Origin of the sequence: Streptomyces sp. NBC_01003 (genome assembly GCF_045162695.1) — a bacterium.
In the GTDB taxonomy this organism is placed as follows: Bacteria; Actinomycetota; Actinomycetes; order Streptomycetales; family Streptomycetaceae; genus Streptomyces.
Genome location: NZ_CP108707.1, coordinates 5,718,449 through 5,743,591 on the forward strand (window position 1 = coordinate 5,718,449; position 25,143 = coordinate 5,743,591).

Sequence of the window (25,143 nt, forward strand, 5' to 3'; positions counted from 1 at the left end):
GCAACGGCCCACCCCCGTAGGTGAATCCGAGGGCGCCCCGTCGACCGTCCGGCGGGTAGGCCGCCCCCCGGCCGCGGCAGGGCAACTTAGGTAACCCTTTCCATCGGCTGGGGGTGCCTGGTACTGATGGTCGGGTTCTGCTCAGCTCGTCGGAGGTCCCGCCATGAACCAAGACAATTCCCCTGGCCTCATACCCTTCACGATCGACCTGACCTTCGAGGAGGCCCGGCGCCGTGCCGAGGTCGTGGCCGCGCTCGGCCCCGACTGGGATCCGGCGGCCGTCCTGCGGGGTGAGGACGAGGCGCACGCCCTCCTCTACTCGGGCCTGGACGCCGAGCAGCAGCGCACCTACGACCTTCTGGTGGCGGCCGGTGTCCTGCCGGGAGAGGGGCAGGGTCGTGCGGCTTCCCATTGATCCGCAGGCGGACATCGCCCGGCGCGCCTGGGTGGCCTGCCCCGTCTGTGACGACGCCCGCCACTGTGCGCCCTGCGCCGAGCGCCGCAACTGCCGTGAGCACTGGCGCTACCTGATCTCCAACAAGGGGCCGGTCCTCCACCTCCAGTGCCCGCAGTGCACCCATATGTGGTCCCTGAACACCCGGCCGGGCGTGACCGGGCCCGACGGCAGAACGCTCTGACCCGCGACCGGACGGCCGGAGCCTGTTTCATGCAGGCACGCTTGATTGTTTCTGCGGCCGCTGCCACTCTCTGAACGTCGCACCCACGTGACTGGAGAGGGGCCGTGCCGCGCGCCGCCTCGGGAAAGCTCCTCCGCCGACAGCTCAGGGAGATTTCGTGAGCACTGCCAAGCCCCTGGTCCACTCCTCGCACGAGCGCGGGATCACCACCCTCACCCTCGACTCCCCGGCCAACCGCAACGCTCTCTCGGCCGCGCTCGTCGCCGAGCTGGCGGACGCGCTCACGGCGTGCGGCAAGGACGACGCCGTACGGGCCGTCGTCCTCACCCACACCGGCAACACGTTCAGCGCCGGCGCCGACCTGAAGTCCCCGCCCCCGCCCGATGCCCTGGTCGGGCTCCTGCGGCAGATCGTCGCGCTCGACCGGCCCGTCGTCGCGCGGATCGCCGGTCATGTGCGGGCGGGCGGGCTCGGCCTGCTCGGGGCGTGCGACATCTCGGCCGCCTCGCACGCCGCCTCGTTCGCGTTCACCGAGGTCCGCATAGGGGTCGCGCCCGCCGTCATCTCGCTGCCCCTGCTCCCGCGCACCGACCCGCGCGCCGTCGCCCGCTACTACCTGACGGGAGAGCGCTTCGACGCCGCGGAAGCGGTCCGCATCGGGCTCCTGACGGCGGCGGGCGACGACGTCGACGCGGCCCTCGCCCCCGTCCTCGACGGGCTGCGCAGGTCGTCCCCGCAGGGCCTGGCCGAGACGAAACGGCTGCTCACGGCTAAGGTGCTGGAGGCCTTCGACCGGGACGCGGCCGACCTGAGCGCGCTCTCGGCCCGGCTGTTCTCCTCCGCACAGGCAAGCGAAGGGATGACGGCCTTCCTCGAACGACGGGATCCCGCATGGGTGCTGTGACCTCATCCGGTACGGCTGTGGAGCGCGCCCCCAAACAGGACCGCAGCCGCGCCACCCGCCTACGCCTCCTCGAAGCGGCCGTGTCCTGCCTCGCCGAGCGCGGCTGGTCGGGCTCCACGGTCTCCGTCGTCGCCGAACGGGCGGGCGTCTCGCGCGGCGCCGCCCAGCACCACTTCCCGACCCGCGAGGACCTGTTCACCGCCGCCGTCGAGTACGTCGCCGAGGAGCGCTCGACCGCGCTGCGTGCCCTGCGTCCCCGGGGCCGCACCGAGGTCGTCGCCGCCCTCGTCGACCTGTACACCGGCCCGCTGTTCCGGGCCGCCCTGCACCTGTGGGTGGCGGCGTCGAACGAGCCGCAGCTCGGCGGCCGCGTCACCGAACTCGAGGCCCGAGTCGGCCGCGAGACCCACCGCATCGCCGTGGAACTCCTGGCCGCCGACGAGTCGCGCCCCGGCGTCCGCGAGACGGTGCAGGGGCTCCTCGACATGGCGCGCGGCCTCGGCCTCGCGAACCTCCTCACCGACGACGGGCCACGCCGCGAGCGGGTCGTCGCGCAGTGGGCGGCGATCCTGGACGGGGCACTGGGGTGACGCGGGGCAGATGACGTACGCGAACGGCGCCGCACGGAAGACCGCGCGGCGCCGCTCGCTGTGCCGAGGGAAGTACTCAGCCCGAGATGTCCCCGTACCCCTCGATGTCGCGCGGGTCGCGGGTGCCCGGGCCGATGTAGCGGGCCGAGGGGCGGACGAGGCGGCCCGTGCGCTTCTGCTCCAGGATGTGCGCCGACCAGCCGGCCGTGCGGGCGCACGTGAACATCGACGTGAACATGTGCGCCGGGACCTCCGCGAAGTCCAGCATGATCGCCGCCCAGAACTCCACGTTCGTCGCCAGGACCCGGTCGGGCCTGCGGGCGTGCAGCTCCGCGAGGGCCGCCTTCTCCAGCGCCTCGGCGACCTCGAAGCGCGGGGCGCCCAGCTCACGGGCCGTGCGCCGCAGCACGCGCGCGCGGGGGTCCTCGGCGCGGTAGACGCGGTGCCCGAAGCCCATGAGGCGCTCGCCCTTGTCGAGGGCACGGCGGACGTACGCGTCCGCGTCGCCGGTGCGCTCGATCTCCTCGATCATGCCGAGGACGCGGGAGGGCGCGCCGCCGTGCAGGGGGCCCGACATGGCGCCGACGGCGCCCGAGAGCGCGGCCGCGACATCGGCGCCCGTGGAGGCGATGACGCGCGCGGTGAACGTGGAGGCGTTCATGCCGTGCTCGGCGGCGCTCGTCCAGTACGCGTCGACGGCGGCGACATGCTTCGGGTCGGGCTCGCCGCGCCAGCGCTTCATGAACCGCTCGACGACGGTGTCCGCCTTGTCGATCTCGCGCTGCGGCACCATCGGCCGGCCCTGTCCGCGGGCCGACTGGGCGACGTACGAGAGGGCCATGACGGCGGCGCGGGCGAGGTCCTCGCGGGCCTGCGCCTCGTCGATGTCGAGCAGCGGTTTCAGGCCCCACACGGGCGCGAGCATCGCGAGCGCGGACTGGACGTCGACGCGGATGTCGCCGGAGTGGACGGGGATGGGGAACGGCTCGGCGGGCGGCAGGCCCGGGTTGAAGGCCCCGTCGACGAGCAGGCCCCAGACGTTGCCGAACGAGACATGGCCGACCAGATCCTCGATGTCGACGCCCCGGTAGCGGAGGGCGCCGCCCTCCTTATCCGGTTCGGCGATCTCCGTCTCGAACGCGACGACTCCCTCGAGGCCGGGCACGAAGCCGGGGACAGGGCCGGGGTCAAGGCCGGGGTCGGACATCAGGCGGCTCCTCTGAATGTGTACGACTCTGCGTCTGTACGACTCTGCATCTATCTGTACGACGGTGGACCGCGGTGGTGGCGCGGCTCCGGGGGCTCGCGGGCCGGATCGGTCACCCCGGTGATGCCCCGTTCGGCAGGCGGTCACCCAACCGAAGGGGCGGCGGGACCGACGACGATATCTGCTGGTGCCACCCTTGGGGAGAGTCCGCGGCACTCAGTGCCACTCAGTGATGAACTCCACGCGCCCGACTGCCCCATGCGTACGGCAGGATGACCGCGTGAGCGACCACCACGACCACCACGCGCCCCCGAACCCCGCCGTCATGCGTGCGCAGTACCGCCCGCCGGGTGAGGGGCTCCTGGAGGAGGACGTCCCCGCGCGCCCGATGGAACTGTTCGAGCTCTGGTTCAACGAGGCCTCGCGGGCGCGCGGCGTGCTGTACGAGCCGAACGCGATGGTGGTCTCCACGGCGGACGCGGCCGGCCGGCCGAGCTCGCGCACCGTGCTGCTCAAGGCCTACGACGACCGGGGCTTCGTCTTCTACACGAACTACGGCTCCCGCAAGGCCCGCGACCTGGCGGCGAACCACGAGATCGCACTGCTCTTCCCCTGGCACCCGATGGCCCGCCAGGTCATCGTCTCCGGCACCGTCGCCCACACGAGCCGCGAGGAGACGGCCGCGTACTTCCGCTCGCGTCCGCGCGGCTCCCAGCTCGGCGCGTGGGCCAGCGCCCAGTCACAGGTCCTGGCCACGCGCGCCGAACTCGACACCGCGTACGCCGAACTCGCCGAGCGCTACCCGGAGGGCGAGAACATCCCGGTGCCCGACCACTGGGGCGGCTTCCGCGTCACCCCGCGCACGGTCGAGTTCTGGCAGGGCCGCGAGAACCGCCTCCACGACCGGCTCCGCTACGTCCACGAGCCGTCCGGCGCCTGGCGCGTCGAACGCCTGGGCCCCTGAGCCCGGGTCAGCCGGTACGAGGTTCCGCCGCTACGAGGTGAGCACGCTGTCCAGGAAGGGCTCGATCGCGGAGCGCAACGCCTCCGGCCGGTCGTAGTGCACGAGATGCCCGGCGTCCGCGATCTCCGCGTACTCGCCCCTGGGCAGGACGCGGACCATCTCCTGCGACTCGGCGCGGCCCAGCTCGCCGTCGAGGCCGCGGACGACGAGGGCGGGGCAGCGGACCTGGGCCAGCTCCTCCCAGTGCGCGTCGTAGACCCACGTGGCCCGGGAGGCGAGCATCTGCCGGTGGTCGAACACGGGCCGCCAGCCGTCGGGGCTCTCCGCCATGACCTCGGCGTAGAACTCACCGCGCGAGGGCTGGGGCCGCTCCACCCACGGGTCGTCCTCGCCGAACCACTTCCGTACGTCGCCGAGCGTGGCGAAGGGCAGGGGCCAGGCGTCGAACCAGTCCTCCCACTCCCGCTGGGACGCCGCCCCGAGCGCGGAGGCCCGCATATCGCAGATGATCACGGCCCGTACGAGGTCGGGGCGGCGCGCGGCGAGCTGCCAGGCGGTGAGCGCGCCCATGGAGTGGCCGATGACGACGGCGGGCGCGAGGCCGAGCTGCACAAGGGCGGCCTCGGCGTCCTGGATGTACGCCTCGCGGTCGTAGGGACCCTCGGGGGGTTTCTGGCTCTGGCCGTGGCCGCGCTGGTCGAGCGCGACGGCACGGTGGCGCTCCGAGAGCCAGCGGGCGGTGCTCGCCCAGTGCGAGGCGCGGCCCATGAGGCCGTGCAGTAACAGCACGCCGGGGGACTGGTCGACCTCACCCGTCTTGGGAGGGTCGGCGAACTCCCACGCGGCGAGGCTCACGCCGCCCGCCCCGGTCACGTCGATGCGCCGCACCATAGGCCCTGGCACCCCCTTTTGGTCGCGCCTGCAGTCGCGTACCCGCGCACGCTATCGAACTCTTTTTCGAAAACGCGGTCGTTCTCGGCAACACCCCTCGTTCGAGTGACCTCCCTCAAGGGTTGATCGCCGCCGCCGAGGGGAGATCTTCAGCGGGAGGCGGACCGCTCGGGGAAATCGGTCCGAAGGGGATGACCCTGGGAGCTCGGGGCTCCGGGTCAGCACAGGGGAGGACAGGCCCCGGCGCCGCAAGGCGCCGGGGCCCTCTGTCTGAGTGCGCCCTGTCTGAGTGCGCCCTGTCTGAGTGCGCCCTGTCTGAGTGCGCCCCGCCTGGGTACGTCGGCACATCGTCCTGCCCCCTCCCCGCCCGCGCGGCCGGACCGGTGCGGACCCGAAACCGAGACGGTCAGGAGTCCTCAGGTCATATGCCTCTCGCGACAGCCTTGCACGCAAAACGTCCGCGCGCTGCGATTCCACGCAGTGAATCTTGGTTTCTGCGAGAGTTCTCGGGGAAGGCGGTCACGTCCCAACTGTGCCTGTGGGAACAGGAGTTGACGCGTCAGTAAGTTGCCCGGATGCCTTTTGTCGCGCCCGGCGCCCGGCTCAGCGCTTGGCGACGAACACGTGCGAGGCGACATCCGCCACCAGCTCCGCAGCCTCGCCGCTGCTGCCCACCAGGACCCCGCCCGGCGACGCCGTCACGCTGACCACGGAGCCCGGCTGGATGCCCGCACGCCGCAGCGTGTACATCAGCTGCGCGTCCGTCTGGATCGGCTCGCCGATCCGGCGCACCACGACCGTCTTCCCGTCCGTGCCCGGGTCGAGGTCGGCGAGGGACACCATGCCCTCGTCGAGGAACGGGTCCGCCCCGTCCTTCTCGCCCAGCTCCTCGAGCCCCGGGATCGGGTTCCCGTACGGCGACTCGGTCGGGTGCCGCAGCAACTCGAGGACACGGCGCTCGACCGCCTCGCTCATCACGTGCTCCCAGCGGCAGGCCTCGGCGTGCACCTGCTCCCACTCCAGGCCGATCACGTCGACGAGCAGGCACTCGGCGAGGCGGTGCTTGCGCATGACACGCGTGGCGAGCCGGCGGCCCTCGTCCGTCAGCTCCAGGTGGCGGTCCGTGGCGACGGCCACCAGGCCGTCGCGCTCCATGCGGGCCACGGTCTGGCTCACCGTCGGGCCGCTCTGGTCCAGCCGCTCGGCGATCCGGGCGCGCATGGGGACCACACCTTCCTCTTCGAGTTCGAGGATGGTGCGGAGATACATCTCCGTGGTGTCGATCAGTCCGGACATACGTGCCCCTCGATTAGCTCTGCTAGCTCACCGCTAGCTCGTGCGCTGGCCCTGAACCCAATTCTGACGCATAGCGCCGACAACCGTGCCGCGCCGGGGGAACCGGGCTCCGTACGGCAGGGACGTATTGACAGGGCACTGGTCCGGACCGCAACGTGATGCGCGGCACGCGGGCAGTAAGGGACGACGAAGGGGCTCCGCCGATGAGCGACAGCAAGCTGGCCGGTCAGTACCTCGACGCCGCGATCGGCCTGCTGAGGCGGGTACGCGACGAGGAGGACCGCAACATCGCGGCCGCCGGCACGCTCATCGCCGACACGGTCGCCGAGGGGGGCCGGCTCTTCGCGTTCGGCGCGGGGCACTCCTCGCTCGCCGCGCAGGACGTCGTCTATCGCGCGGGCGGTCTCGCCCTGATGAACCTGCTCTCCGTACCGGGGGTCGTCGGCGTCGACGTCATGCCCGCCACGCTGGGCTCCGCCCTGGAACGTGTCGACGGGCTCGCGGGCGCCGTCCTCGACACCAGCCCGGTCCGCGCGGGCGACACCCTGGTGATCATCTCGCTGTCCGGCCGCAACTCTCTGCCCGTGGAGATGGCCATGAACGCGCGCGCACTGGGCCTGCGCGTGATCGGCGTGACGTCCGTGGCGTACGCCGAGGAGACGAAGTCCCGCCATGTGTCGGGGACGTTCCTCAAGGACCACTGCGACATCGTCCTCGACTCGAAGATCGAGGTCGGCGACGCGGAGCTCACGTACGACACCGTCGACGCTCCCTTCGGGCCGGCCTCCACGATGGTGGCCAGCGCGCTGATGCAGGCCACCATGGCGACGGCCGCGGCCGACCTCGCCGACCGCGGCATCCAGCCGCCGCTCCTGCGCTCCGGGAACGTGGACGGCGGCCACGAGTGGAACGGCCGCGTCTTCAGCGAGTACGGCGACCGGATCTTCTACCGGCACTGACGCCTGGCGCGCGGCTACCGGTCGAGCACCCTCGCCAGGTCGAGCGTCCCGGCGATCCGGGCCGCGACGCTCTCCGCGTACGTGGCGTCGGCCCGCTCGAACTGCGTACGGCTGGGCCCGCGCAGGAACGTCACCACGCCCAGCGTCCGCGCCCGGCTGCGCAGCACCGCGCACAGGGCGTGCACCGTGCCCTCGGGCCACTGTCTCGCCTCGGCCCACTCGCGCGCCCGCGTGGCGTCGCGCCCGCTCGCGCCGGCCCGCACCGAACCCGTGCGCTCCACGCACTGCAGCGCCGGGTGGCCCTCCAGATAGCGCACGGGCAGCGTCGTACGGGACACCAGCAGGCTCGGCCCCGGCGCCCCCGAAGGCGTCGCGGCGGCCCGCGCCAGGCGTACCGGACCCGTACGTTCCCCGTCGGCCTGCTCGTCCCCGACCACCAGATCGATCAGCGCGTGGTCGGCGAACCCGGCCAGCGCGAAGTCGAGATGGACGGTCGCCGCCTCCGCCGGGTCCTCGCACTCGGCGGCGGCCCGCGAGGCCCGGTGCAGCTGGTTGGCCCGGAACCGCAGCTGCGCCGCCTCCTGCTCCGTCTGCTTGGCCTCGGTGACGTCCTGGAACAGCCATCCGACGCCCAGCGGTACGGGTTCCTCGGTCAGCGGTGAGGCGAGCCGCACGAAGCCGCTGCGCCAGCACCTTCGCGCGTCGCCCTCCGGGAGCCGCACCGTCACCCACAGCTCGGCGGGGGCCGGTGGCGCGCCCTCCGCGAGCACATGGGCGAGCGCGCTCTCCAGCTCCTCGACGCCCTGCGAGATCAGGTCGCCGAGGGGGCGTCCGAGCAGCGCGGTACGGCCGGAACCGAGGGCCCGGGCGGCGTGCACGTTCACGACGGCGGGCCGCAGGTCGGCGTCGACGAGGACGACTCCCCAGGAGGCGTCCTCGAAGAGGGCCTCGCTCAGGGCGATCGACCGCTCCAGGTCGATCTGTGTGTGCACCTCGCTGAACGCGCAGTACAGCCCGGCCGGCTTGCCGTCGGGCCCGCGCACGGCGGAGGACTGTGTCCGTACGAGGACGCGCCCGCCGTCTTTGGTGAGCAGGGCGAATTCGTGGACCTGCCGGCCCGGCGCCCGCATCGCGGCCATCAGCCGGGCCTCGACGTCGTCGGCGTCGGCGCTGCGCACCGCCCATCCGGAGAACCCGCGCCGTCCCACGGCCTCGGCCGCGGACCAGCCGAGGATCCGCTCGGCCTCACGGTTCCAATGGGTCACGATCCCGTCGGCGTCGAACGCGCAGAGCGCGGCGTCCATCCCGTCGAGCAACGCGGCGAGAAGATCGGCCCCGTCCCGCTCGGGCTCGTCGGGCCCGAGCTCGTCGGTGGTCCCACTACGCCGGGAAGCACTCACCTGGCACCCCCTGCAGGCTGTGTCCGCGTGTTCCGCACTTCAGATCATTCAACTCGAACGTGACGCAGCACACACGGAGTTCGGGGAAATCGTTGCGTCCCGGAGATCCGGGGGGAACGTTCCGTCCTTGATCACAGCGTACGACCTCGCGGACGGGCCCAGTGGCGGGCCCGTTAATTCGCTTGAAGGCTCCCCGGACCCTTTTTAGAGTGGGGGTACACACGAAGGGAGGTGGTTCGGCAGATGTATGAATACCGGACGCGTGAGGTGACTGCGGGCTAGCAGCCCGGCGTCGCATCTCGATTTCGGCGCCGGACCAGCACGTGAGAGATGCGTGCAGCCGGCCCCAATCCCAAGCAGTCACCCGACCCGCGAGCCGCCGGTACGTCCGGCCGGCTTCCGCCCGTCTCGTACGGGAGGAGACCTGGCTCGCGGGTCGTCTGCGTGTGAGCACGACCCGCGGGCGCACAACCCACGAGCCGAGGACCCGCGCGCGGTGGATCAGGTGAAGACGACCGTCCGGCGCCCGTTCAGCAGGATCCGGTGCTCCGCGTGCCACTTCACGGCGCGGGCGAGTGCCTGGCACTCCACGTCGCGGCCGATCGCCACGAGCTGGTCCGGTGTCACGTCGTGGCCGACGCGCTCGACCTCCTGCTCGATGATCGGGCCTTCGTCGAGGGCGGCCGTCACATAGTGCGCGGTCGCGCCGATCAGCTTCACGCCTCGCGTGTGTGCCTGGTGGTACGGCTTGGCGCCCTTGAAGCTCGGCAGGAACGAGTGGTGGATGTTGATGATCCGGCCGCTCAGCTCCTTGCACAGGTCGTCCGAGAGGACCTGCATGTAGCGGGCCAGGACGACCAGTTCGACACCCTCCGCGCGCACCAGGTCGAGGATCTGCGCCTCGGCCTCGGGCTTGTTGTCCTTCGTCACCGGGATGTGGTGGAAGGGGATGTCGTACGACTTCACGAGCTCGGCGAAGTCCGTGTGGTTCGAGACGACCGCCGCGATGTCGACCGGCAGGGCGCCGATCCGGGTGCGGAACAGCAGGTCGTTCAGGCAGTGGCCGAACTTCGACACCATCAGGACGACGCGCATCCGCTCCGAGGAGCGGTGGATCTGCCAGTCCATGTGGAAGGAGTCGCCGACCGCGGCGAAGCTGGCCCGCAGCTTCTCCGCGGTGACGGGCGCGTCCGCCGAGAAGTGGACCCGCATGAAGAACAGGCCCGTGTCGTGGTCGCCGAACTGCTGGCTGTCCTCGATGTTGCAGCCGGTCATGAAGAGATAGCTCGACACGGCGTGCACGATGCCCCGCTTGTCGGGGCAGGAGAGAGTCAGGACGTACTGCTCGCCGCCGGCGACGCCGGACGCGGGGGACTGCTCATTCATGCAGGCAAGGGTCCCATACACGTAACCCGCGCCGGGCCGCCGTCCCGCTGGTCGGACGGGCTCGCGCGCTCAGGCCGCCCGCGTCATGATCCGCAGGACCTCGAGCGTGCGGGGCGCCGCGTCGGGGTCGTCGCCGTCGCTGGTGGCGAGCACGACGTGCGCGTCCCGCGCGGAGTGCACCGCTTCCGGCCACGCGTGGTGGTCGAGATAGGCGGAGACGGGGGCGTCCGGGCCCACCTGGTGCATGATCCGCAGCACGCGCAGCACCGCGGTGTCGACGAGCTGCGCCTCCTGGGCGTCCCGGAAGATCGTGCCGACGTACTTCTCGGCGGACCAGTTGTCGAGCCAGGTGTCCTCGACGAGGCGGTACACGGCGTCGGTGACGTCCCCGAACCCGTCCACGCCCGCGAGCCAGACGTCCCGCTGGAACGCGGGGTCGGAGAGCATGTGCAGCGCGGAGCGCACATTGCTGCGCCAGCGCCACCACGGCATGTCGTTGAGTGGCATGCCGCCCATGGTGGAGGAGCGACGGCCGCGACGGGAAGACTTCTCCGAGCTTTGCACGGTCATCGATCGTACGTGCCGTCCCCTTCGGCCCGACCTGCCCCCCGTAATTCACCTCCGCGTCACCGCACGTTGACCGCAGGTCACTCGCGGGTTAGGGATGCGGCGGAATCGTGCAGGTTCATGACTGGCCGGCGCCGCACCATCACCCCGCGCACCTCGCGCTCCCTCCGTTCCACCGTGCTTTCGGCGGCGGTGTGGGCGGCTTGTGCGTCGCTCGTCGCCGGCTGCGGGCTCGTCTCCGACATCACCGGGAGCTCCAAGGACCCCATCACGGTGATGACGTGGGCGCCCGAGAAGACGCAGGCGACCAACATGCCCGGCATGCCCGCCATGGCGCGCGCCTACGCGCGCTGGGTCAACGCCCATGGCGGCATAGGCGGCCGCGACCTCAGGGTCATCACCTGCAACGACAACAACGACACCGTGGGCGCCGCCCGCTGCGCCAGGGACGCCGTCGAGCAGCAGGCTGTCGCGGTCGTCGGCTCCTACAGCCAGCACGCCCGCTCCTTCCTCGCCCCGCTGGAGTCCGCCGGCATCCCGTACATAGGCGGCTACGGCGTCACCGACGAGGAGTTCGCCAGCCCCCTGTCGTATCCGGTCAACGGAGGCCAGCCCGCCCTGATGGCCGGAAACGGACGGCAGCTGGCCGCCGCGGGCTGCGACCGCACCTCGCTCGTGCGCCCCGACACCGTCGCCGGCGACCAGCTGCCGCTGCTCCTCGACACGGGCCTGTCCGCGGGCCGCAACGGGGCCTTCGACGTGCGCGCCGCCGAGGACGCCACCGACTACACGGAGCAGGCCCGCCAGGCGCTCCTGCGGGCCGGCGCAGACCCGACCGGGAAGGGCTGCGTGACGGCGGTCCTCGGCGACCGCACGGACACGTTCTTCGACTCGTTCCGCCGCACCCGCGACTCGTATCCGAAGGTGCGGATCTCGACCATCCTCGGCAGTGTCGACCAGACGGTCATCGACCGCTCGGGCGGCAAGTCGGGCGTCTACGAAGGGGCGTACGTCACCGGCTGGTACCCGGTGGCGACCGACCGGCGGTGGGCGACGATGCGCAAGGTCATCAGCGAGCAGGCGTTCGGCGACAACCGGATCGACCCGGCGGATGCCGGCGTGCAGACGACCTGGATCGCCTACACCGTCCTGAAGCAGGTCATCGAGTCACTCGGCAACGGTGACGTGACGTCGCACACGGTGCGTGACGCGCTCGACGGCGGCCTGAAGGTGCGTACGGGCGGGCTGACGCCGACGCTGAGCTGGCGCTTCGAGGACATGATTGCGGCCCGCGGCTTCCCGCGGCTCGTCAACGCCGACGTCACCTTCCAGGTGGTGCGCGACGGGCGGCTCGTGGCCGCGCGCCGCGGACTCGTCGACGTGTCGAGGACGCTGGAGGCGACCCCGATGGGCTGAGCCCGCTCGGCCGCCTCCGTATCGGCTAGAGCTGGAACGGCTTGCGCTGCGGAAGGTTCCACTGCGTCGCGATGGTGTTCCACAGCTTCGACGCCTGGGTCTTCTGCGTGGAGGCCGTGCCGCTCGCCTGGTCGCCCGCGCGGCGCTGCGGGGTGGGCTTGGCGCGGCCCTTGTGGCAGCCGCCCTTGCCCGCGACCTGGTCGGCCCACGCCGCGTAGTGGCTGTCTGCGGAGGCGGACGCCTGCCAGGCCTTGGTGAGGGACTGCGTGAGCGCCGCGTTGCTGGGCAGCTTGTCCACTTCGAGCGCGGCGAGCCGGGTGACGAGCCCGGTGCGCTGGGTGGCGGCGCCGCGCAGGTCACTGGCGGCCTTGCCGAGGTCCTTGCAGGCGCCGATGTTCGCGACGGCCCTGATGACCGTGTCGCGGCTGTTGTTCGAGTCGGCGAGGAGCTTGTCGAGCGCGACGGCCTGCGCCTTGGCGGGGTCGGCGGGCGTCGGTGACGAGCTGCCCGGCTCGCCGGTCGCGGCGGCCGGCTTGGCGTCGTCGCCCTTGTTCTCGTCGCCCCCGCCGCTGATGAGGGCGCCCGCGCCGATGCCGACGACGAGGATGCCGACGCCGATGGCGGCGATGAGCGGCACCTTCGAGCCGGTGCGGTTCTGGCCCTTGCGGGCCGCGGCCCGCCCGGTGGGCTCGTACGGGCCCTGCGGTTGCGCGGCCGGACCGGGTCTTCCCGGTCCGCCCGGTCCGCCCGGTCCCGAGGGTCCGCCGGCGTGCGGGTCGAAGCGGGGCATCTGCTGCGTCGAGGCGGGCGCGTCCGGCTCCGGCTCGGTGCGGAAGAGGCTGTCGAACTCGGCCGGGGGCTGCCGGTCGCCGGGAGCGCCGGGGCGGATGCCGTAGGGCGCGCTCGGCGGCGGCGAGGGCACGGGCGCGATGTACTGCGTGGCATCGCTGTCGGTGCCCGCGGGCGGCATGGGCATGGAGCCGTACGGCTGGTGCTGCTGGTGCTGCTGGTGCTGCTGGTGCTGCTGGGGCTGCTGGGGCGGCAGCGGGCCGGGTGCGTTCGCGCGGCCCAGGTACTGGGTGGCGTCGGCGGGCACCTCGGGCGGCAGGGCCCCCGGAGCGACCGGCGCGATGTACTGCGTGGCGTCCGCGTCGGAGGGCGCGGTGGGGGCCATGTACTGCGTCGCGTCCGAGGCGGAGGCGGGCGGCAGTGGCGCGGAGCCGTACGGGGCGGCGTCCGTCGGCAGCGGGGCGGCCGGGGCTCCGGCGGGCGGCAGCTGCGCCGAGTACTGCTGCTGTGGTGCGGCCGGGGGCAGCGGGGCCGCGGCGTGCGGCGCCTGCTCACCCGGCAGCGCGGGCGACGCGGACGGCGCGCCCCACTCGTACGTGGGCATCGGGCCGCCGGAGGCCGCCTGCGCGGACTCGGGGCCCCACGGCTGGCCCCAGGGGCTGCCGCCCGAGGGGGCGACGTGCGACTGGTCGCCGAAGGTACCCGGCAGCAAGGGCTCGCTGCCGTCGGCGGGCAGCACGACGCCTTCGTGTGCCTGCCGCACCGAGGGAAGGTGCGGATCCTCGCCCTGTCCGCTCTGCTGCGTCACCGGGACTCCTACGACTGGGGGACCTTCGGAATCGTCGGCTCACGCTACCGGGTCCCCGCACACACGTGCCACGCAGCTCAGAACCCCACAGCCTCCCCACACCCTCAAGTAACAAAACAGGCCTGCGGAACGCTGATTAGCGCCCTCCCCAAGCGGGTTGAGGCGTCCGTCACACAAGCTTCACCCGTACGTCTCCTGCGCGCCGCTCACCAAACTTCACGCTGCCTGAAGATCAAGGCGCGCACCGAACTCCCGCACCACGGGTTCGTCCCGGTACGGCTCAAGGCGCTGCCTGAAGTCGTCCAGGTACTCGGCGCCCCGGTTCGAGCGCAGCGTGCCGAGGAGTTCCACCGCGCGCGTCCCCGTCTGACAGGCCTGCTCGACCTCGCGCTGCTGCACCTGCGCCGTGGCGAGCAGCACCAGACCGATCGCCCGGCGCCGCGCCCGCGACTGAGGATGCCCGGCCAGGGACGCCTCGGCCTGCCGTCGCGCCGCCTCCGCCTGCCCCAAGTCCCGGTAGCAGTGCGCCAGTTCGTCCGCGAGATACGCCGCGTCGAAGTGCGCGATCCAGGCCGGGTCGTCGCCCGAGCCCGGCTCGGCCCGCTCCAGCGCGGCCAGCGCGCTGCCCGCCACCGCCTGCGTGGCCCGCGCGTCCCCGAGCAGGGCGTGGCCCCGCGCCTCGGCCGCGTAGAACATCGCCTCCGCGCGCGGGGTCACCCGCCCGCGCGTCCCCTCCTGCGCCGCGCGCGCCAGCTGGGCGATCTCGCGCGGGTTCCCGAGCTGCGCCGCCAAGTGGCTCATGGACGCGGCCAGTACGTATCCGCCGTACCCACGGTCCCCGGCGGCCTGGGCGAGGCGCAGGGACTGGATGTAGTACCGCTGGGCGAGGCCCGGCTGTCCGGTGTCGACGGCCATGTACCCGGCCAGCTCCGTCAACCGGGCGACCGCCGCGAAGAGTTCACGCCCCACGGCCTCCCGGTACGAGCCCGCGAGCAGCCCCGACACCACGCTGTTCAGATAGTGGACGACCACCGGCCGCACATGCCCGCTGCCGTACTGGTGGTCAAGGTCCGTCAGCGCCTGGGTCATCGCCCGCACGGCCGCCACGTCCGACGCCCCGACCCGCGGCCCCGCCGACCGAGCGACCTGCGAGTCGGGTACGGAGATCAGCCAGTCCCGGCTCGGCTCGACCAGCGCGGACGAGGCCACCGACGACCCGGACAGGAAGTCCCTGCGCCCCACGTCGCTGCGCCACAGCTCGCACACCTGCTCAATGGCGCCGAGGACGGTCGGCGAGAACTGGAGGCCGACGCCCGAGGCGAGGTTCTTGCCGTTGGCCATGCCGATCTCGTCGATCGTGACCGCGCGGCCGAGCTTGCGGCCGATGGCCTCGGCGATGATGCCGGGCGCCCGGCCGCGTGGCTGCTGTCCGCGCAGCCAGCGGGCCACCGACGTCTTGTCGTAGCGCAGGTCGAGGCCGTGCTCCGATCCGCACATGTTGACCCGGCGGGCCAGCCCGGCGTTCGAGCAGCCTGCTTCCTGGATGAGCGCCTGCAGCCGTTCGTTGGGCTGTCGCGCTACGAGAGGCCTTGCGGCCATGGCGTACCCCCTGTGTGCACCGTGGACCATCGGGCTGGCTCGGGCAGAGCCCGCCTTGAGGTGATCAATGCCCTGAGATCAAACGGAAGATGCGCCACAAAGAAGGGCAAACACAAGCAAGAGCCCCAACTGGTAGCCGGTCGGTGGACAACACCCTCGTCTGGTCCTCCGGGCTGGCTACCCCCCTGCCGGGGCCATTCCTCCCGCGCGCCCCCGCCCATGCATCCATGCGCCCCACGTGCAGGATCGGTGCCGCAGGCCCCCGCGCGCGTGCGCCCGTAACCCCGGCTGGCGGCGGGAGTTGAGAACGTCGTGGAAGAGACCATCGGAGTCACCTCGGCAGTCACCTCGTCCGTCACCTCGCCTCCCCTGATCCCCAAGCAGCGCGGGGAGACCCTCCTCGACGCCGCCGTGCGCTACGCGGAGGAACGCCACTGGGACGTGTTCCCCGGCACCTGGCTGGAGGTCGACGAGGGCAGGCAGCACTGCTCCTGCGGCGACGCCAGGTGCGCGGCCCCCGGTGCCCACCACGCCCGCGAGGACTGGGCGAACCAGGCGACCGGGAGTGCGACCGCCGCCCGCCGGCTGTGGTCCAAGCACCCCGCCGCCTCGATCCTGCTGCCGACGGGCCGCACGTTCGACGCGATCGACGTGCCCGAGACCGCCGGGTTCCTGGCCCTGGCCCGCATGGAGCGCATGGATCTCACTCTCGGCCCGGTCACCTGTACCCCCGACCGCCGGATGCAGTTCTTCGTCCTGCCGGGCGCCGCCGCGAAGGTCCCCGACCTGGTCCGCAAGCTGGGCTGGCCGCCCGCCTCCCTCGACCTGGACGCGCTCGGCGAGGGCGCCTACGTCGCCGCGCCGCCGACCCGCTTCGGCGCCCGGGGCGCCGTCCAGTGGGCCTGCCGCCCCACCGCCGCGAACCGCTGGCTGCCCGACGCCGAGGAGCTCATCTCCCCACTGGCGTACGCGTGCGGGCGGGAGGGCCGCCGGTAGAACCCCGGCAGTGACCCGCGCGGCCACGTATCGTGCGATGGGGGTCCCCCCTGCTCGAGCGGAGCCGAGAGTTTGGGGGACGGTGACGGCGACGAAGGGCGGCGGGCGGCACAGTGACCGAGGCGGGGACCGAGGCCGGGGCACCGGCCGTACGCGTAAAGGACCTCTGGAAGACGTTCGGCCGGAGCGTCGCCGTCGCGGGTATCGATCTCGCCCTTCCCGCGGGCAAGTTCATCGGCCTCGTCGGGCCGAACGGCGCGGGCAAGACGACCACCCTTTCCATGGTCACCGGCCTGCTCCGGCCCGACCGGGGCACCGTCGAAGTCGTCGGCCACGACGTGTGGCGCGACCCCGTCGAGGTGAAGGCCCGCATCGGGGTACTCCCCGAGGGCCTGCGTCTGTTCGAGCGGCTCTCGGGGCACGAACTCCTCGCGTACACGGGCAGGTTGCGCGGCCTGCCCGGCGCCGAGGTCGACAAGCGCGCCGCCCAGCTCCTCGACGTGCTCGACCTCGCCGGGGCCCAGCACAAACTCGTCGTCGACTACTCGACCGGCATGCGCAAGAAGATCGGGCTCGCCGCCGCGCTCCTCCACAACCCCGAAGTCCTCTTCCTGGACGAGCCGTTCGAGGGCGTCGACCCGGTCTCCGCGCAGACCATCCGCGGAGTCCTGGAGCGCTACACCGGCTCCGGGGCGACCGTCGTCTTCTCCTCCCACGTCATGGAGCTCGTCGAGTCGCTCTGCGACTGGGTCGCCGTGATGGCCGCCGGCCGCATCCGCGCACAGGGGCCCCTCGCCGAAGTGCGCGGCGACGCGCCCTCCCTCCAGCAGGCGTTCCTCGAACTCGTCGGCGCGAACAGCCGCGACACCACCTCCGACCTGGACTGGCTGGGAGGCGGCAGCCGGTGACCACGACGACCGTCACGCTGGTCCGCCTCAAGCTGGCGCTCCTGCGCAACGGACTGCGCGGCTCCACGGGCCGCCGCGCCGCCTACATCGCCACGCTCGTCGTCGTACTGCTCGTCGCCGCGCTCCAGCTCATCGGCCTGATCGCCCTGCGCGGCAGCACCCACGCGGCGACCCTCTGCGTCATCCTCACCGCCGTACTCGCCCTCGGCTGGGCGGTGATGCCGCTCTTCTTCCCCTCCGGCGACGAGACCCTCGACCCGACCCGCCTCGTCATGCTCCCGCTGCGGCCACACCCCCTCGTACGGGGTCTGCTCATCGCGTCCCTCGTCGGGATCGGTCCCCTGTTCACGATCTGTCTCGCGGTCGGCGCGGTGATCGCCCTGGCGCACGGGGCCGCTGCGTCCGCCGTCGCGGTCCTGGCCGTCGCCCTCACCCTGCTCACCTGCGTCGCCCTCGCGCGCGCCGTGGCCGCCGCCAACATCCGGCTGCTCACCAGCCGCAAGGGACGCGACCTCGCCGTCCTCAGCGGGCTCGTGATCGCCGTCGGCGCGCAGGTCGTCAACTTCGGTGCGCAGCGGCTCGGTTCGTCCGGCGGCCTCAGGGCGCTCGATCCGGCGGGCGACGTACTGGCCTGGATCCCGCCCGCGTCCGCGATCGGCGCCGTCGACTCCGTCAGCCACGGCTCGTACGGCGTCGCGGCGGCCCGCCTCGTCCTGTGCGCGGCCGCACTCGCCGGACTTCTGTACGCGTGGCAACGCGCCCTGACACGTCTCATGACGTCCCCCGACGGCTCCACGCTCCAGGCCGCCGAACCCACCCGCCGCAGGCGCACGTCCCGCGGCCCCCGCCTCCTGCCCGACGGCCGCACGGGCACGGTCATGGAGCGCGCCCTGCGCTATGTGTGGCGCGACCCGAAGACCAAGGCGGCCTGGGTGACGTCCCTCGCCATCGGCCTGATCGTGCCGGTCTTCAACGCCCTCCAGGGCACCGGCTCCATCTACTTCGCGTGCTTCGCCGCCGGAATGCTCGGCATCCAGATGTACAACCAGTTCGGGCAGGACACCTCGGCGTTCTGGATGGTCGCCATGACCATCTCCTCGCCGCGCGACGCCTACGTCGAACTGCGCGGCCGCGCCCTCGCCCTCCTGACGATCACCCTGCCGTACGCGACGCTGGTCACCGTCGTCACGACCGCGCTGCTCGGCGACTGGCGGGCCCTGCCCGAGGTGCTCGGCCTCTCCTTCGCGCTCCTCGGCGCGATGCTCGCCACCGGCGCCTGGTCGTCGGCCCGCTTCCCGTACTCGATCCCGCAGGAGGGCTACAAGAACGTGGCCCCGGGGCAGGCGGGCCTCGCCTGGATATCGATCTTCGGCGGGATGGTCGCGGCGGCCCTGCTGTGCGCGCCCGTCATCGCCCTCGCGATCTGGCTGCACGTGTCGGGCGCCGAGTCCGCGACCTGGCTGCTGCTGCCGATCGGCGCCGCGTACGCGGCGGGGATCACCCTGGCGGGCCTGCGCCTGGCCGCCCCGCGCACGGCGGCCCGCCTGCCGGAGATCCTCGCGGCGGTCAGCAAGGGATGACGCGTGCCGCAGGGCGTGTCCCGCGTATCCCCTGGAGCGCGTCACATCCTGCTGAGCGCCGCCGTCGCGTACAGGACGTCGTGGATGGCCTCGCGGTCGCCGTCCTGTCCGGCGGCCGCCTCCTCCGGGGTGACGTGACCGGCCGCCAGGCGGCAGAACTCGGCGCCGTCCAGGGCGACATGGGCGACCTCGCGCTCCGCCGAGCCGACCGCGCCGGGCGAGTCCAGGGCGATGAGCCACTCGCCACCGCCCGCCCCCTCGACCTCGAGGCGCAGCGTGCGGCCCGGCGCGCCCGCGGCGACCAGGCCGCGGGCCGGTGCGGCGAGGCCCGCGCGGCGGCGCCCGGCGAGGGAGTCGGGAAGCAGCCGGGCCGCCAGGTCGATCATGCGGTTCAGATGGCGGGCCGACGGCGGCTCGTACGGGTAGTCCACCGCCTCGGCGATGTCCTCGGCGTGCACCCAGCACTCGAAGGCGCGGTCCAGCATCGAGTCGCGCAGCGGCAGGGTGAAGTCCCCGTACGGGACCGCCAGTTGACCCGACGAGCGGGTGCGGCCCGAGGAGCCGCTCGGGTCGGCCGCGAACGACACCGTGCGGATCACGGCGTGCGACTGCTCGCGCCAGGGGCCGCGGACGGCACGGGTCGGCGGGAAGTGCGAAGCCTTCCAGAACGTCTCCGTGCGGCTCTCCGGCGTGCGGCGCTCCTCGGGTGCGACGCCGAACAGCGGGTCGTCGAGGCCGAGCGCGACGGCGACCAGGCCGTCCACGCTCATCAGGTGCGCGAGGACGCCGGCGACGGTCGTCTTGCGGCTGACCCGGTCGTCTCCCTCGTACCAGCGAAGCCGTACGGGCGCGTGCCACTCGGAGTCGCCGATGTCCTTGAGCAGGGCGTCGAGGCGGGCGGTCTCCGCGTCGTACGGGGTGGCCCACTCGGGGACCGGGATGCGGGGCGGGCGGCGGGTGAGGCAGCCCTCCAGGACGCGGGAGCGCAGCATCGGGTCGAGGTCGAGGCTCTCCTCGGAGTGCAACAGGCCCACGGCGTCCCGCAGCCGCAGCGCCTCCTCGGCACACGGGCCGCAGTCGCCGAGGTGCTCCTCCACGGCGACGCTCTCCGCGGCCGAACACGCGGCGAGCGCCCACGCGCCGAGGAGGGACTTGAGGACGCGGTGCTCCAGGACGAGCGGCTCGGGGACGTGGTCCGGCAGCGGGCGCCGGGTGTCCTCCACGGAGGAGCGCGGCGTCGGTATCCGGGCGCTCGCGGCGGCGTCGGAAGGCCCGGCACCCTCGAAGCCTTCGGGTTGCCCGGAGCCGTCGGGGTTGTCGGGGTTGTCGGGCTGGTCGGCGTTGCCGAAGGGGCTGGGCCCGCTCACAGCGCCCTCCCGTGTCCGGGAGATCCCGGCGGGGTGCCGGACGTGCCGCTGTCGTGGGCCGTGGACAGGAGCTGGAGTCCGAGGCGCAGGCGGCGGCGCGCCTCGTCCTCGGTGACGCCGAGGTCGACCGCGGTCTGGCGGTAGTCCCTGCGCTGGAAATAGGCCAGCTCCAGCGCGGCGCGCAGCGGGGCGGGCATCGAGGTGACGATGTAGTCGGCGCGGGCGGCGGCGGAGGCGTGCCGCACCTTGCGCTCCAGGTCCTCCGTGGTGCCCTCGCCGCTGCGGACGAGGGCGGCGGACTCGGTCTGGCGCAGGCGGTGGACCGCGCGCCGGTGGGTGAGGGTGGCGATCCAGGAGCGCAGGGGCCCCTGCTTGGGGTCGTACGCGTCGGGGTTCTCCCAGACGTGGGTGAAGACGTCGCGCGTGATGCGGTCGGCCGCGGCCTCGTCACCGAGCACGCGGTGCGCGAGCCCGTGCACGAGTGACGCGAAGCGGTCGTACAGCTCACCGAGCGCCGCGGCCTCCCCGTGCGCGAGCCGCTGCTGCATCCTCCGGTCCCACCGGGTCGGAGTCTCCTTGGCCATGCGGCCCCCTCACCGTGTGCGTTCTCTCGAATGTAGTCGGACGCGCCGACAACGCACCTGCCTTTGCGCCAAAGGTCGACATGGCCGGATGCGGATGGTAAGGAGGCGGTCACGTTGCGCGGACCTTTGGCGCCGAAAACAGGTCAAAATCCGATCACTTAGGCCTTAACCGGGCCATATGTGATACGTGTGCGGTGGTGTTTCAGCACCCCGCGGTCGGGCAGCCGCGAAAGAAGACAACCGTAAGCAGAGGTTCCGGATCAACGGGAGGAGTGGCGCGTGACGCTCAGGGTGACCGAGGGACAGCAGGGTGGCTGGGCCGTCGTGCGGGTGTCGGGCGAGATGGATCTCGCCACCTCTCCCGCGCTGCGCCAGCAGGTGCACGACGCGGTCGCGGACGGCCGGCACAGCCTCGTCCTCGATCTCTCGCAGGTCCTCTTCTGCGATTCGAGCGGGGTCGGCGTACTGATCGCGGCCCGTCGGCTGATGCGTTCCTGCCGCGGCGAGCTCCGGCTGATCCTGCCCGCCAAGGGGGCCGAGGACGGCTCGCACGTCAACCGCGTCCTGTCGGCGCTCGGCGTGCGCCGCCTCTTCGAGGTGTACCCGGACGTGCTGAGCGCCGTGAACGACGAGGCGTCGCCCCTCTCGGCCTGACCGCGCGGATCCGACCGGCGCAGACCCGTGCGTCCGGGCGGCCTGGCGCGGAAGTTGTTGCGGAATTTTTCCGGTCTTGGCACAAGCGTCGCTGTGAGGGCCCCCGGCGCCGCTCCACGACGTACGCTCCCTGGCGAGGGGACGGGCAGGACCCGTACCACCACCGATGCGAGAGGCGGCAGAGGGGACATGGACCACGCCGAGAGCACCGATCACGCCGAGTACGAGCGCAGGATCGCTGCCCGCTTCGCCGGCTTCGACCAGGACGGCAACGGCTACATCGACCGCGAGGACTTCGTGACCGCGGCCAAGGGACTGCTGGCCGAGTTCACCACGGCGGCGCGCTGCGACAAGGGCCAGGCGCTCTACGCGGGTGCCGAGGCCTTCTGGCAGGGCATGGCAGGCATAGCGGATGTGGACGGCGACCAGCGCGTCTCCCGCGAGGAGTTCGTGACGGGCGCGGTGAAGCGGCTGCGGGACAACCCGAAGCGGTTCGCGGAGATCGCCCGCCCCTTCCTGCGGGCCGCCATCGCCGTCGCCGACCAGGAAGGTTCCGGTATCACCCCGGCGGCAGCGGAGCGCATCCTGCGCGTCCTCGGTGTCGACCCGTCCGTGGTGGGCCCGGTGGCCGCCGCGCTGGACTCGGACGGCGACGGGCGGATCTCCGAGGAGGAGATCGTCATCGCGTTCGCCCACTACTTCACCGTTCCGGAATAGCGTTCACCGGTCCTGTTTCCGAATAGCGCTCGCGCAGCTTGTACTTGAGCACCTTGCGCAGGGTGTCGTTGCGCGGAAGGGCGTCCACCAGTTCCAGCTGCTCGGGCAGCTTGTGCGTGGACAGCCCTTCCGACCGCAGATGGGACGCCATCGCCTCCAGGGTCAGCGGCTCGGTGCCGTCGCGCTGGACGACGACCGCGCACACCCGCTCGCCGCGCTCGGGGTCCGGGAGCCCCACGACCGCCGCGTCGCCCACCGCGGGGTGCGCGTGCAGCAGGTCCTCGATCTCCTTCGCGGAGATGTTCTCGCCCTTGCGGATGATGATGTCCTTGGCCCGCCCGGTGAGCACCAGATGCCCGGTGTCCCTCACATGCCCGAGGTCGCCGGTGACGAGGAACCTGTCGCCGTCGAACGCGGCAGCCGACTGCACGGGGTCCAGATAGCCCTGGCAGACGGCCTCCCCGCGCAGCCTGACCTCGCCGTCCACGCCGTACGGGAGCTGCTTGCCGTCCGCGTCCGTGACCCGGATCTCCATGCCCTCGGGGGGCTTTCCCTCCGTCGTCGCGAGGTTCTCGGCGGTGTCGTCGGGGGCGCCCATCGTGATCATGGGGACCTCGGTCATGCCGTACCCGTGGGTGAGCTGACAGCCCATCTCCCGTACCACCGCGTGGTAGATCTCGGGCGGCTTGGGCGCGCCGCCGCCCGCGAGGAGCCGCAGCGTCGGGATGAGCCGGTCCTCGGGGGACTTGCGCTGTTCGGTCAGGAACATGGAGTAGAAGGCCGTGGAGCCGCCCGCGACGGTCACTCCGTGCCGCCGGTAGCCGTCGAGAGCGTCCGGCAGCGCGAACTGCTCGAACATCACCGCGGGGAACCCGTACAGGAGCAGCATGACCGTGTAGTCGGGGCCGGCTATGTGCGCGAAGGGGAACGCCATCGAGCCGACGTCGGACGCCGACAGGTGCAGGGCGTGCGCGAGGCAGGAGCCGCCGGCGATCAGTGAGCGGTCCGTGTGGAGGACGCCCTTGGGGTCGGAGGTCGTGCCGGAGGTCCAGTAGATCCAGCGCACGGCCGTGCCGTCGGCGGGCGCGGGCGGCAGTACGGAGGGATCGCCGTCGGGCAGCGTGTCGTAGGCCTCGAAGATCCCGCGGGCGCCGAGGCGCCGGGCCATCTCCGTGTGGTCGAAGCCCCGCCACACGCCCGGGGTCGCGAAGAACTCGGCCTTCGACTCGCGCAGCGCGAAGCCGACCTCGCGGTCCCGGTAGAAGGGGATGACGGGGGACTGGACGGCGCCGATGCGGGCGAGCGCGAAGGAGAGCAGCGCGGTCTCGATGCGGGTCGGTAGCTGCCAGGCGACGACCGTGCCGGGGCGTACGCCCATGTCGTACAGGCCGGCGGCGACCCGCTCGCCGCGCTCGCGTAGCTCGCCGAAGGTCAGGCGCCGGTCGTCCTCGGCGTCGGGGGCGGACTGGATCAGTACGGGGGTGTCGGGGGTGAGGGCGGCGCGGCGCTCGATCAGCTCCCAGAGCGTCCCGGCGGCGCCCAGGGCGTGTGCGGTCTCGTTCACTGCTCCCCCTCGAAACGGCAGACCGTACCTGACGGTTAGTCAGATCGTGCGCAGAGCGTAGAGCGCTGCGCCTTGTCGGTCCAGGGGTGCGGGGCTAGCCTGCTATCTGACGACCCATCAGAAACGCCATCAGAAACTGTCAGGTGAGGGGACACGATGGACCCGATGGAACTGCCCCGGATCATCAGCGTCGACGACCATGTGATCGAGCCCGCGCACCTCTTCTCGACCTGGCTGCCGGCGAAGTACCGGGACCGGGGGCCGCAGCCGCTCACGGCCGGGATCGGCGAGCTCGCCTACGTGGCGGGCAAGTACCAGATCACCATGGACCCGGACGGGCCCCCGACGGACTGGTGGATCTACGAGGACCTGAAGTTCCCGTACAAGCGCAACATCGCCGCCGTCGGTTTCGACCGCGACGACATGACCCTCGAAGGCATCACGCGCGCGGAGATGCGGCGCGGCTGCTGGGACCCGAAGGCCCGCCTGGAGGACATGGACCTCAACCATGTCGAGGCCAGCCTCTGCTTCCCCACCTTCCCGCGCTTCTGCGGCCAGACGTTCGCGGAGGCCAAGGACAAGGAAGTGGCGCTCGCCTGCGTGCGCGCCTACAACGACTGGATGGTCGAGGAGTGGTGCGGCGACAGCGGGGGCCGCCTCATCCCGCTCTGCATCATCCCCCTGTGGGACATCGACCTCGCCGTCGCCGAGATCCGGCGCAACGCCGCGCGCGGCGTCAAGGCCGTGACGTTCTCCGAGATCCCCACCTACCTGGGGCTCCCGTCGATCCACTCCGGCTACTGGGACCCGTTCTTCGCCGTGTGCCAGGAGACCGGGACGGTCGTCAACATGCACATCGGCTCCAGCTCGCAGATGCCCGCCGCGTCCCCGGACGCCCCGCCCGCCGTCCAGGCCTCGCTCAGCTTCAACAACGCGATGGCGTCGATGATGGACTTCCTCTTCTCCGGGGTCCTGGTGAAGTTCCCGACGCTCAAACTCGCCTACTCCGAGGGTCAGATGGGCTGGATCCCGTACGCCCTGGAGCGCGCGGACGACGTCTGGGAGGAACACCGGGCCTGGGGCGGGGTGCGCGACCTCATCCCCGAGCCGCCGTCGACGTACTACTACCGCCAGATGTTCTGCTGCTTCTTCCGCGACAAGCACGGGGTGGCGTCCCTCGACGTCGTCGGCCGGGACAACGCGACCTTCGAGACGGACTACCCGCACGTCGACTCGACCTTCCCGCACACCAAGGAGGTCGCCCTCGACCATATGAAGGGCCTCGACTCCGAGACGGTGTACAAGCTCATGCGGGGCAACGCGATCCGCATGCTCGACCTGGACCTCGACAGGTAGCGG

At 72.1% G+C, this 25,143-nt stretch carries 24 protein-coding genes; 13 read left to right on the top strand and 11 right to left on the bottom strand.

The features are described 5' to 3' along the window. Positions 1-163: 163 nt before the first annotated feature. The 4 genes from OG698_RS26265 to OG698_RS26280 all read left to right on the top strand — a co-directional run bounded on the left by OG698_RS26265 (position 164) and on the right by OG698_RS26280 (position 2,132). Positions 164-415 carry a DUF6400 family protein gene (locus OG698_RS26265; protein ID WP_389539844.1) on the top strand — a complete coding sequence of 84 codons (252 nt, stop codon included), beginning with the start codon at positions 164-166 and terminating at the stop codon, positions 413-415. Then, positions 399-638, top strand: coding sequence for a hypothetical protein (locus OG698_RS26270; RefSeq protein WP_399975063.1), 240 nt, complete (start codon positions 399-401; stop codon positions 636-638). Before OG698_RS26265 ends, OG698_RS26270 begins: the two co-directional genes overlap by 17 nt. Before the next feature lie 157 nt (positions 639-795). Next, positions 796-1,542 (top strand): enoyl-CoA hydratase family protein, encoded by a 747-nt coding sequence (locus OG698_RS26275; protein WP_406105822.1) that lies wholly within the window; start codon positions 796-798, stop codon positions 1,540-1,542. Then, positions 1,530-2,132, top strand: coding sequence for a TetR/AcrR family transcriptional regulator (locus tag OG698_RS26280; protein ID WP_406105823.1), 603 nt, complete (start codon positions 1,530-1,532; stop codon positions 2,130-2,132). Before OG698_RS26275 ends, OG698_RS26280 begins: the two co-directional genes overlap by 13 nt. 76 nt (positions 2,133-2,208) lie before the next feature. Here OG698_RS26280 and OG698_RS26285 read toward each other — a convergent pair whose 3' ends face one another. Next, positions 2,209-3,339: a citrate synthase 2 gene (locus OG698_RS26285; RefSeq protein WP_100596006.1), complete on the bottom strand. Its 1,131-nt coding sequence runs from the start codon at positions 3,337-3,339 to the stop codon at positions 2,209-2,211. A 232-nt stretch (positions 3,340-3,571) separates the two neighbouring features. Here OG698_RS26285 and pdxH point away from each other — a divergent pair, with 232 nt between their 5' ends. Then, positions 3,572-4,303: a pyridoxamine 5'-phosphate oxidase gene (gene pdxH / locus OG698_RS26290; RefSeq protein ID WP_399975071.1), complete on the top strand. Its 732-nt coding sequence runs from the start codon at positions 3,572-3,574 to the stop codon at positions 4,301-4,303. A 30-nt stretch (positions 4,304-4,333) separates the two neighbouring features. Here pdxH and OG698_RS26295 read toward each other — a convergent pair whose 3' ends face one another. Together OG698_RS26295 and OG698_RS26300 are read right to left on the bottom strand one after the other, a co-directional pair. Then, a complete protein-coding gene (locus OG698_RS26295; RefSeq protein ID WP_406105825.1) occupies positions 4,334-5,194 on the bottom strand; it encodes an alpha/beta fold hydrolase in 861 nt (286 codons plus the stop codon). 603 nt (positions 5,195-5,797) lie between these two features. After that, the gene (locus OG698_RS26300; RefSeq protein ID WP_100596009.1) at positions 5,798-6,490 is read right to left on the bottom strand and encodes a metal-dependent transcriptional regulator; all 693 of its coding nucleotides are present in this window, start codon (positions 6,488-6,490) and stop codon (positions 5,798-5,800) included. A 203-nt stretch (positions 6,491-6,693) separates the two neighbouring features. On the opposite strand from OG698_RS26300, the gene OG698_RS26305 reads away from it, so the two are divergent. Beyond that, entirely contained in the window at positions 6,694-7,449 is a 756-nt protein-coding gene (locus OG698_RS26305) for an SIS domain-containing protein (RefSeq protein WP_406105827.1), read from the top strand. A gap of 14 nt (positions 7,450-7,463) precedes the next feature. On the opposite strand, the gene OG698_RS26310 is transcribed toward OG698_RS26305, so the two are convergent. The 3 genes from OG698_RS26310 to OG698_RS26320 form a co-directional block, all read right to left on the bottom strand. Then, complete coding sequence (locus OG698_RS26310) at positions 7,464-8,849, bottom strand: PAS domain-containing protein (protein ID WP_406105828.1); 1,386 nt, start codon at positions 8,847-8,849, stop codon at positions 7,464-7,466. Positions 8,850-9,350: 501 nt separating this feature from the next. After that, a complete protein-coding gene (gene purU / locus OG698_RS26315; RefSeq protein ID WP_406105830.1) occupies positions 9,351-10,235 on the bottom strand; it encodes a formyltetrahydrofolate deformylase in 885 nt (294 codons plus the stop codon). 69 nt (positions 10,236-10,304) lie between these two features. Beyond that, positions 10,305-10,805 (bottom strand): hypothetical protein, encoded by a 501-nt coding sequence (locus OG698_RS26320; RefSeq protein WP_406105832.1) that lies wholly within the window; start codon positions 10,803-10,805, stop codon positions 10,305-10,307. 117 nt (positions 10,806-10,922) lie between these two features. Between OG698_RS26320 and OG698_RS26325 the strand changes: the two genes are divergently transcribed. Then, on the top strand, positions 10,923-12,218 hold the full coding sequence (locus OG698_RS26325; protein WP_406105834.1) for an ABC transporter substrate-binding protein: 1,296 nt from the start codon (positions 10,923-10,925) through the stop codon (positions 12,216-12,218). A 25-nt stretch (positions 12,219-12,243) separates the two neighbouring features. Here the strand turns inward: OG698_RS26325 and OG698_RS26330 are convergent, their stop codons facing one another. Beyond that, the gene (locus tag OG698_RS26330) at positions 12,244-13,815 is read right to left on the bottom strand and encodes a hypothetical protein (protein WP_406105836.1); all 1,572 of its coding nucleotides are present in this window, start codon (positions 13,813-13,815) and stop codon (positions 12,244-12,246) included. A gap of 216 nt (positions 13,816-14,031) precedes the next feature. Continuing rightward, positions 14,032-15,414 carry a transcriptional regulator gene (locus OG698_RS26335; protein WP_406105838.1) on the bottom strand — a complete coding sequence of 461 codons (1,383 nt, stop codon included), beginning with the start codon at positions 15,412-15,414 and terminating at the stop codon, positions 14,032-14,034. Between the two features lie 312 nt (positions 15,415-15,726). On the opposite strand from OG698_RS26335, the gene OG698_RS26340 reads away from it, so the two are divergent. The 3 genes from OG698_RS26340 (at position 15,727) to OG698_RS26350 (ending at position 18,898) form a co-directional block, all read left to right on the top strand. After that, positions 15,727-16,410 (top strand): bifunctional DNA primase/polymerase, encoded by a 684-nt coding sequence (locus OG698_RS26340; RefSeq protein ID WP_406105840.1) that lies wholly within the window; start codon positions 15,727-15,729, stop codon positions 16,408-16,410. A 113-nt stretch (positions 16,411-16,523) separates the two neighbouring features. Continuing rightward, on the top strand, positions 16,524-17,318 hold the full coding sequence (locus OG698_RS26345; RefSeq protein WP_406105842.1) for an ABC transporter ATP-binding protein: 795 nt from the start codon (positions 16,524-16,526) through the stop codon (positions 17,316-17,318). Next, positions 17,315-18,898 carry a transporter gene (locus OG698_RS26350; protein ID WP_406105843.1) on the top strand — a complete coding sequence of 528 codons (1,584 nt, stop codon included), beginning with the start codon at positions 17,315-17,317 and terminating at the stop codon, positions 18,896-18,898. The genes OG698_RS26345 and OG698_RS26350 overlap by 4 nt, the downstream gene beginning before the upstream one ends. 41 nt (positions 18,899-18,939) lie before the next feature. Here OG698_RS26350 and OG698_RS26355 read toward each other — a convergent pair whose 3' ends face one another. Both OG698_RS26355 and OG698_RS26360 read right to left on the bottom strand, forming a co-directional pair. Beyond that, positions 18,940-20,265: an MDMPI N domain containing protein gene (locus OG698_RS26355; protein WP_406105844.1), complete on the bottom strand. Its 1,326-nt coding sequence runs from the start codon at positions 20,263-20,265 to the stop codon at positions 18,940-18,942. After that, on the bottom strand, positions 20,262-20,849 hold the full coding sequence (locus OG698_RS26360) for a sigma-70 family RNA polymerase sigma factor (RefSeq protein ID WP_406105845.1): 588 nt from the start codon (positions 20,847-20,849) through the stop codon (positions 20,262-20,264). Before OG698_RS26360 ends, OG698_RS26355 begins: the two co-directional genes overlap by 4 nt. Positions 20,850-21,128: 279 nt before the next feature. On the opposite strand from OG698_RS26360, the gene OG698_RS26365 reads away from it, so the two are divergent. Together OG698_RS26365 and OG698_RS26370 are read left to right on the top strand one after the other, a co-directional pair. Then, the gene (locus tag OG698_RS26365; RefSeq protein WP_100596019.1) at positions 21,129-21,503 is read left to right on the top strand and encodes an STAS domain-containing protein; all 375 of its coding nucleotides are present in this window, start codon (positions 21,129-21,131) and stop codon (positions 21,501-21,503) included. A 189-nt stretch (positions 21,504-21,692) separates the two neighbouring features. Continuing rightward, positions 21,693-22,220, top strand: coding sequence for an EF-hand domain-containing protein (locus OG698_RS26370; RefSeq protein ID WP_406105846.1), 528 nt, complete (start codon positions 21,693-21,695; stop codon positions 22,218-22,220). Here the strand turns inward: OG698_RS26370 and OG698_RS26375 are convergent. After that, positions 22,204-23,784: a class I adenylate-forming enzyme family protein gene (locus OG698_RS26375; protein ID WP_406105847.1), complete on the bottom strand. Its 1,581-nt coding sequence runs from the start codon at positions 23,782-23,784 to the stop codon at positions 22,204-22,206. The genes OG698_RS26370 and OG698_RS26375 overlap by 17 nt on opposite strands. 156 nt (positions 23,785-23,940) lie before the next feature. Here OG698_RS26375 and OG698_RS26380 point away from each other — a divergent pair, with 156 nt between their 5' ends. After that, on the top strand, positions 23,941-25,140 hold the full coding sequence (locus OG698_RS26380) for an amidohydrolase family protein (protein ID WP_399975115.1): 1,200 nt from the start codon (positions 23,941-23,943) through the stop codon (positions 25,138-25,140). Positions 25,141-25,143 lie beyond the last annotated feature (3 nt).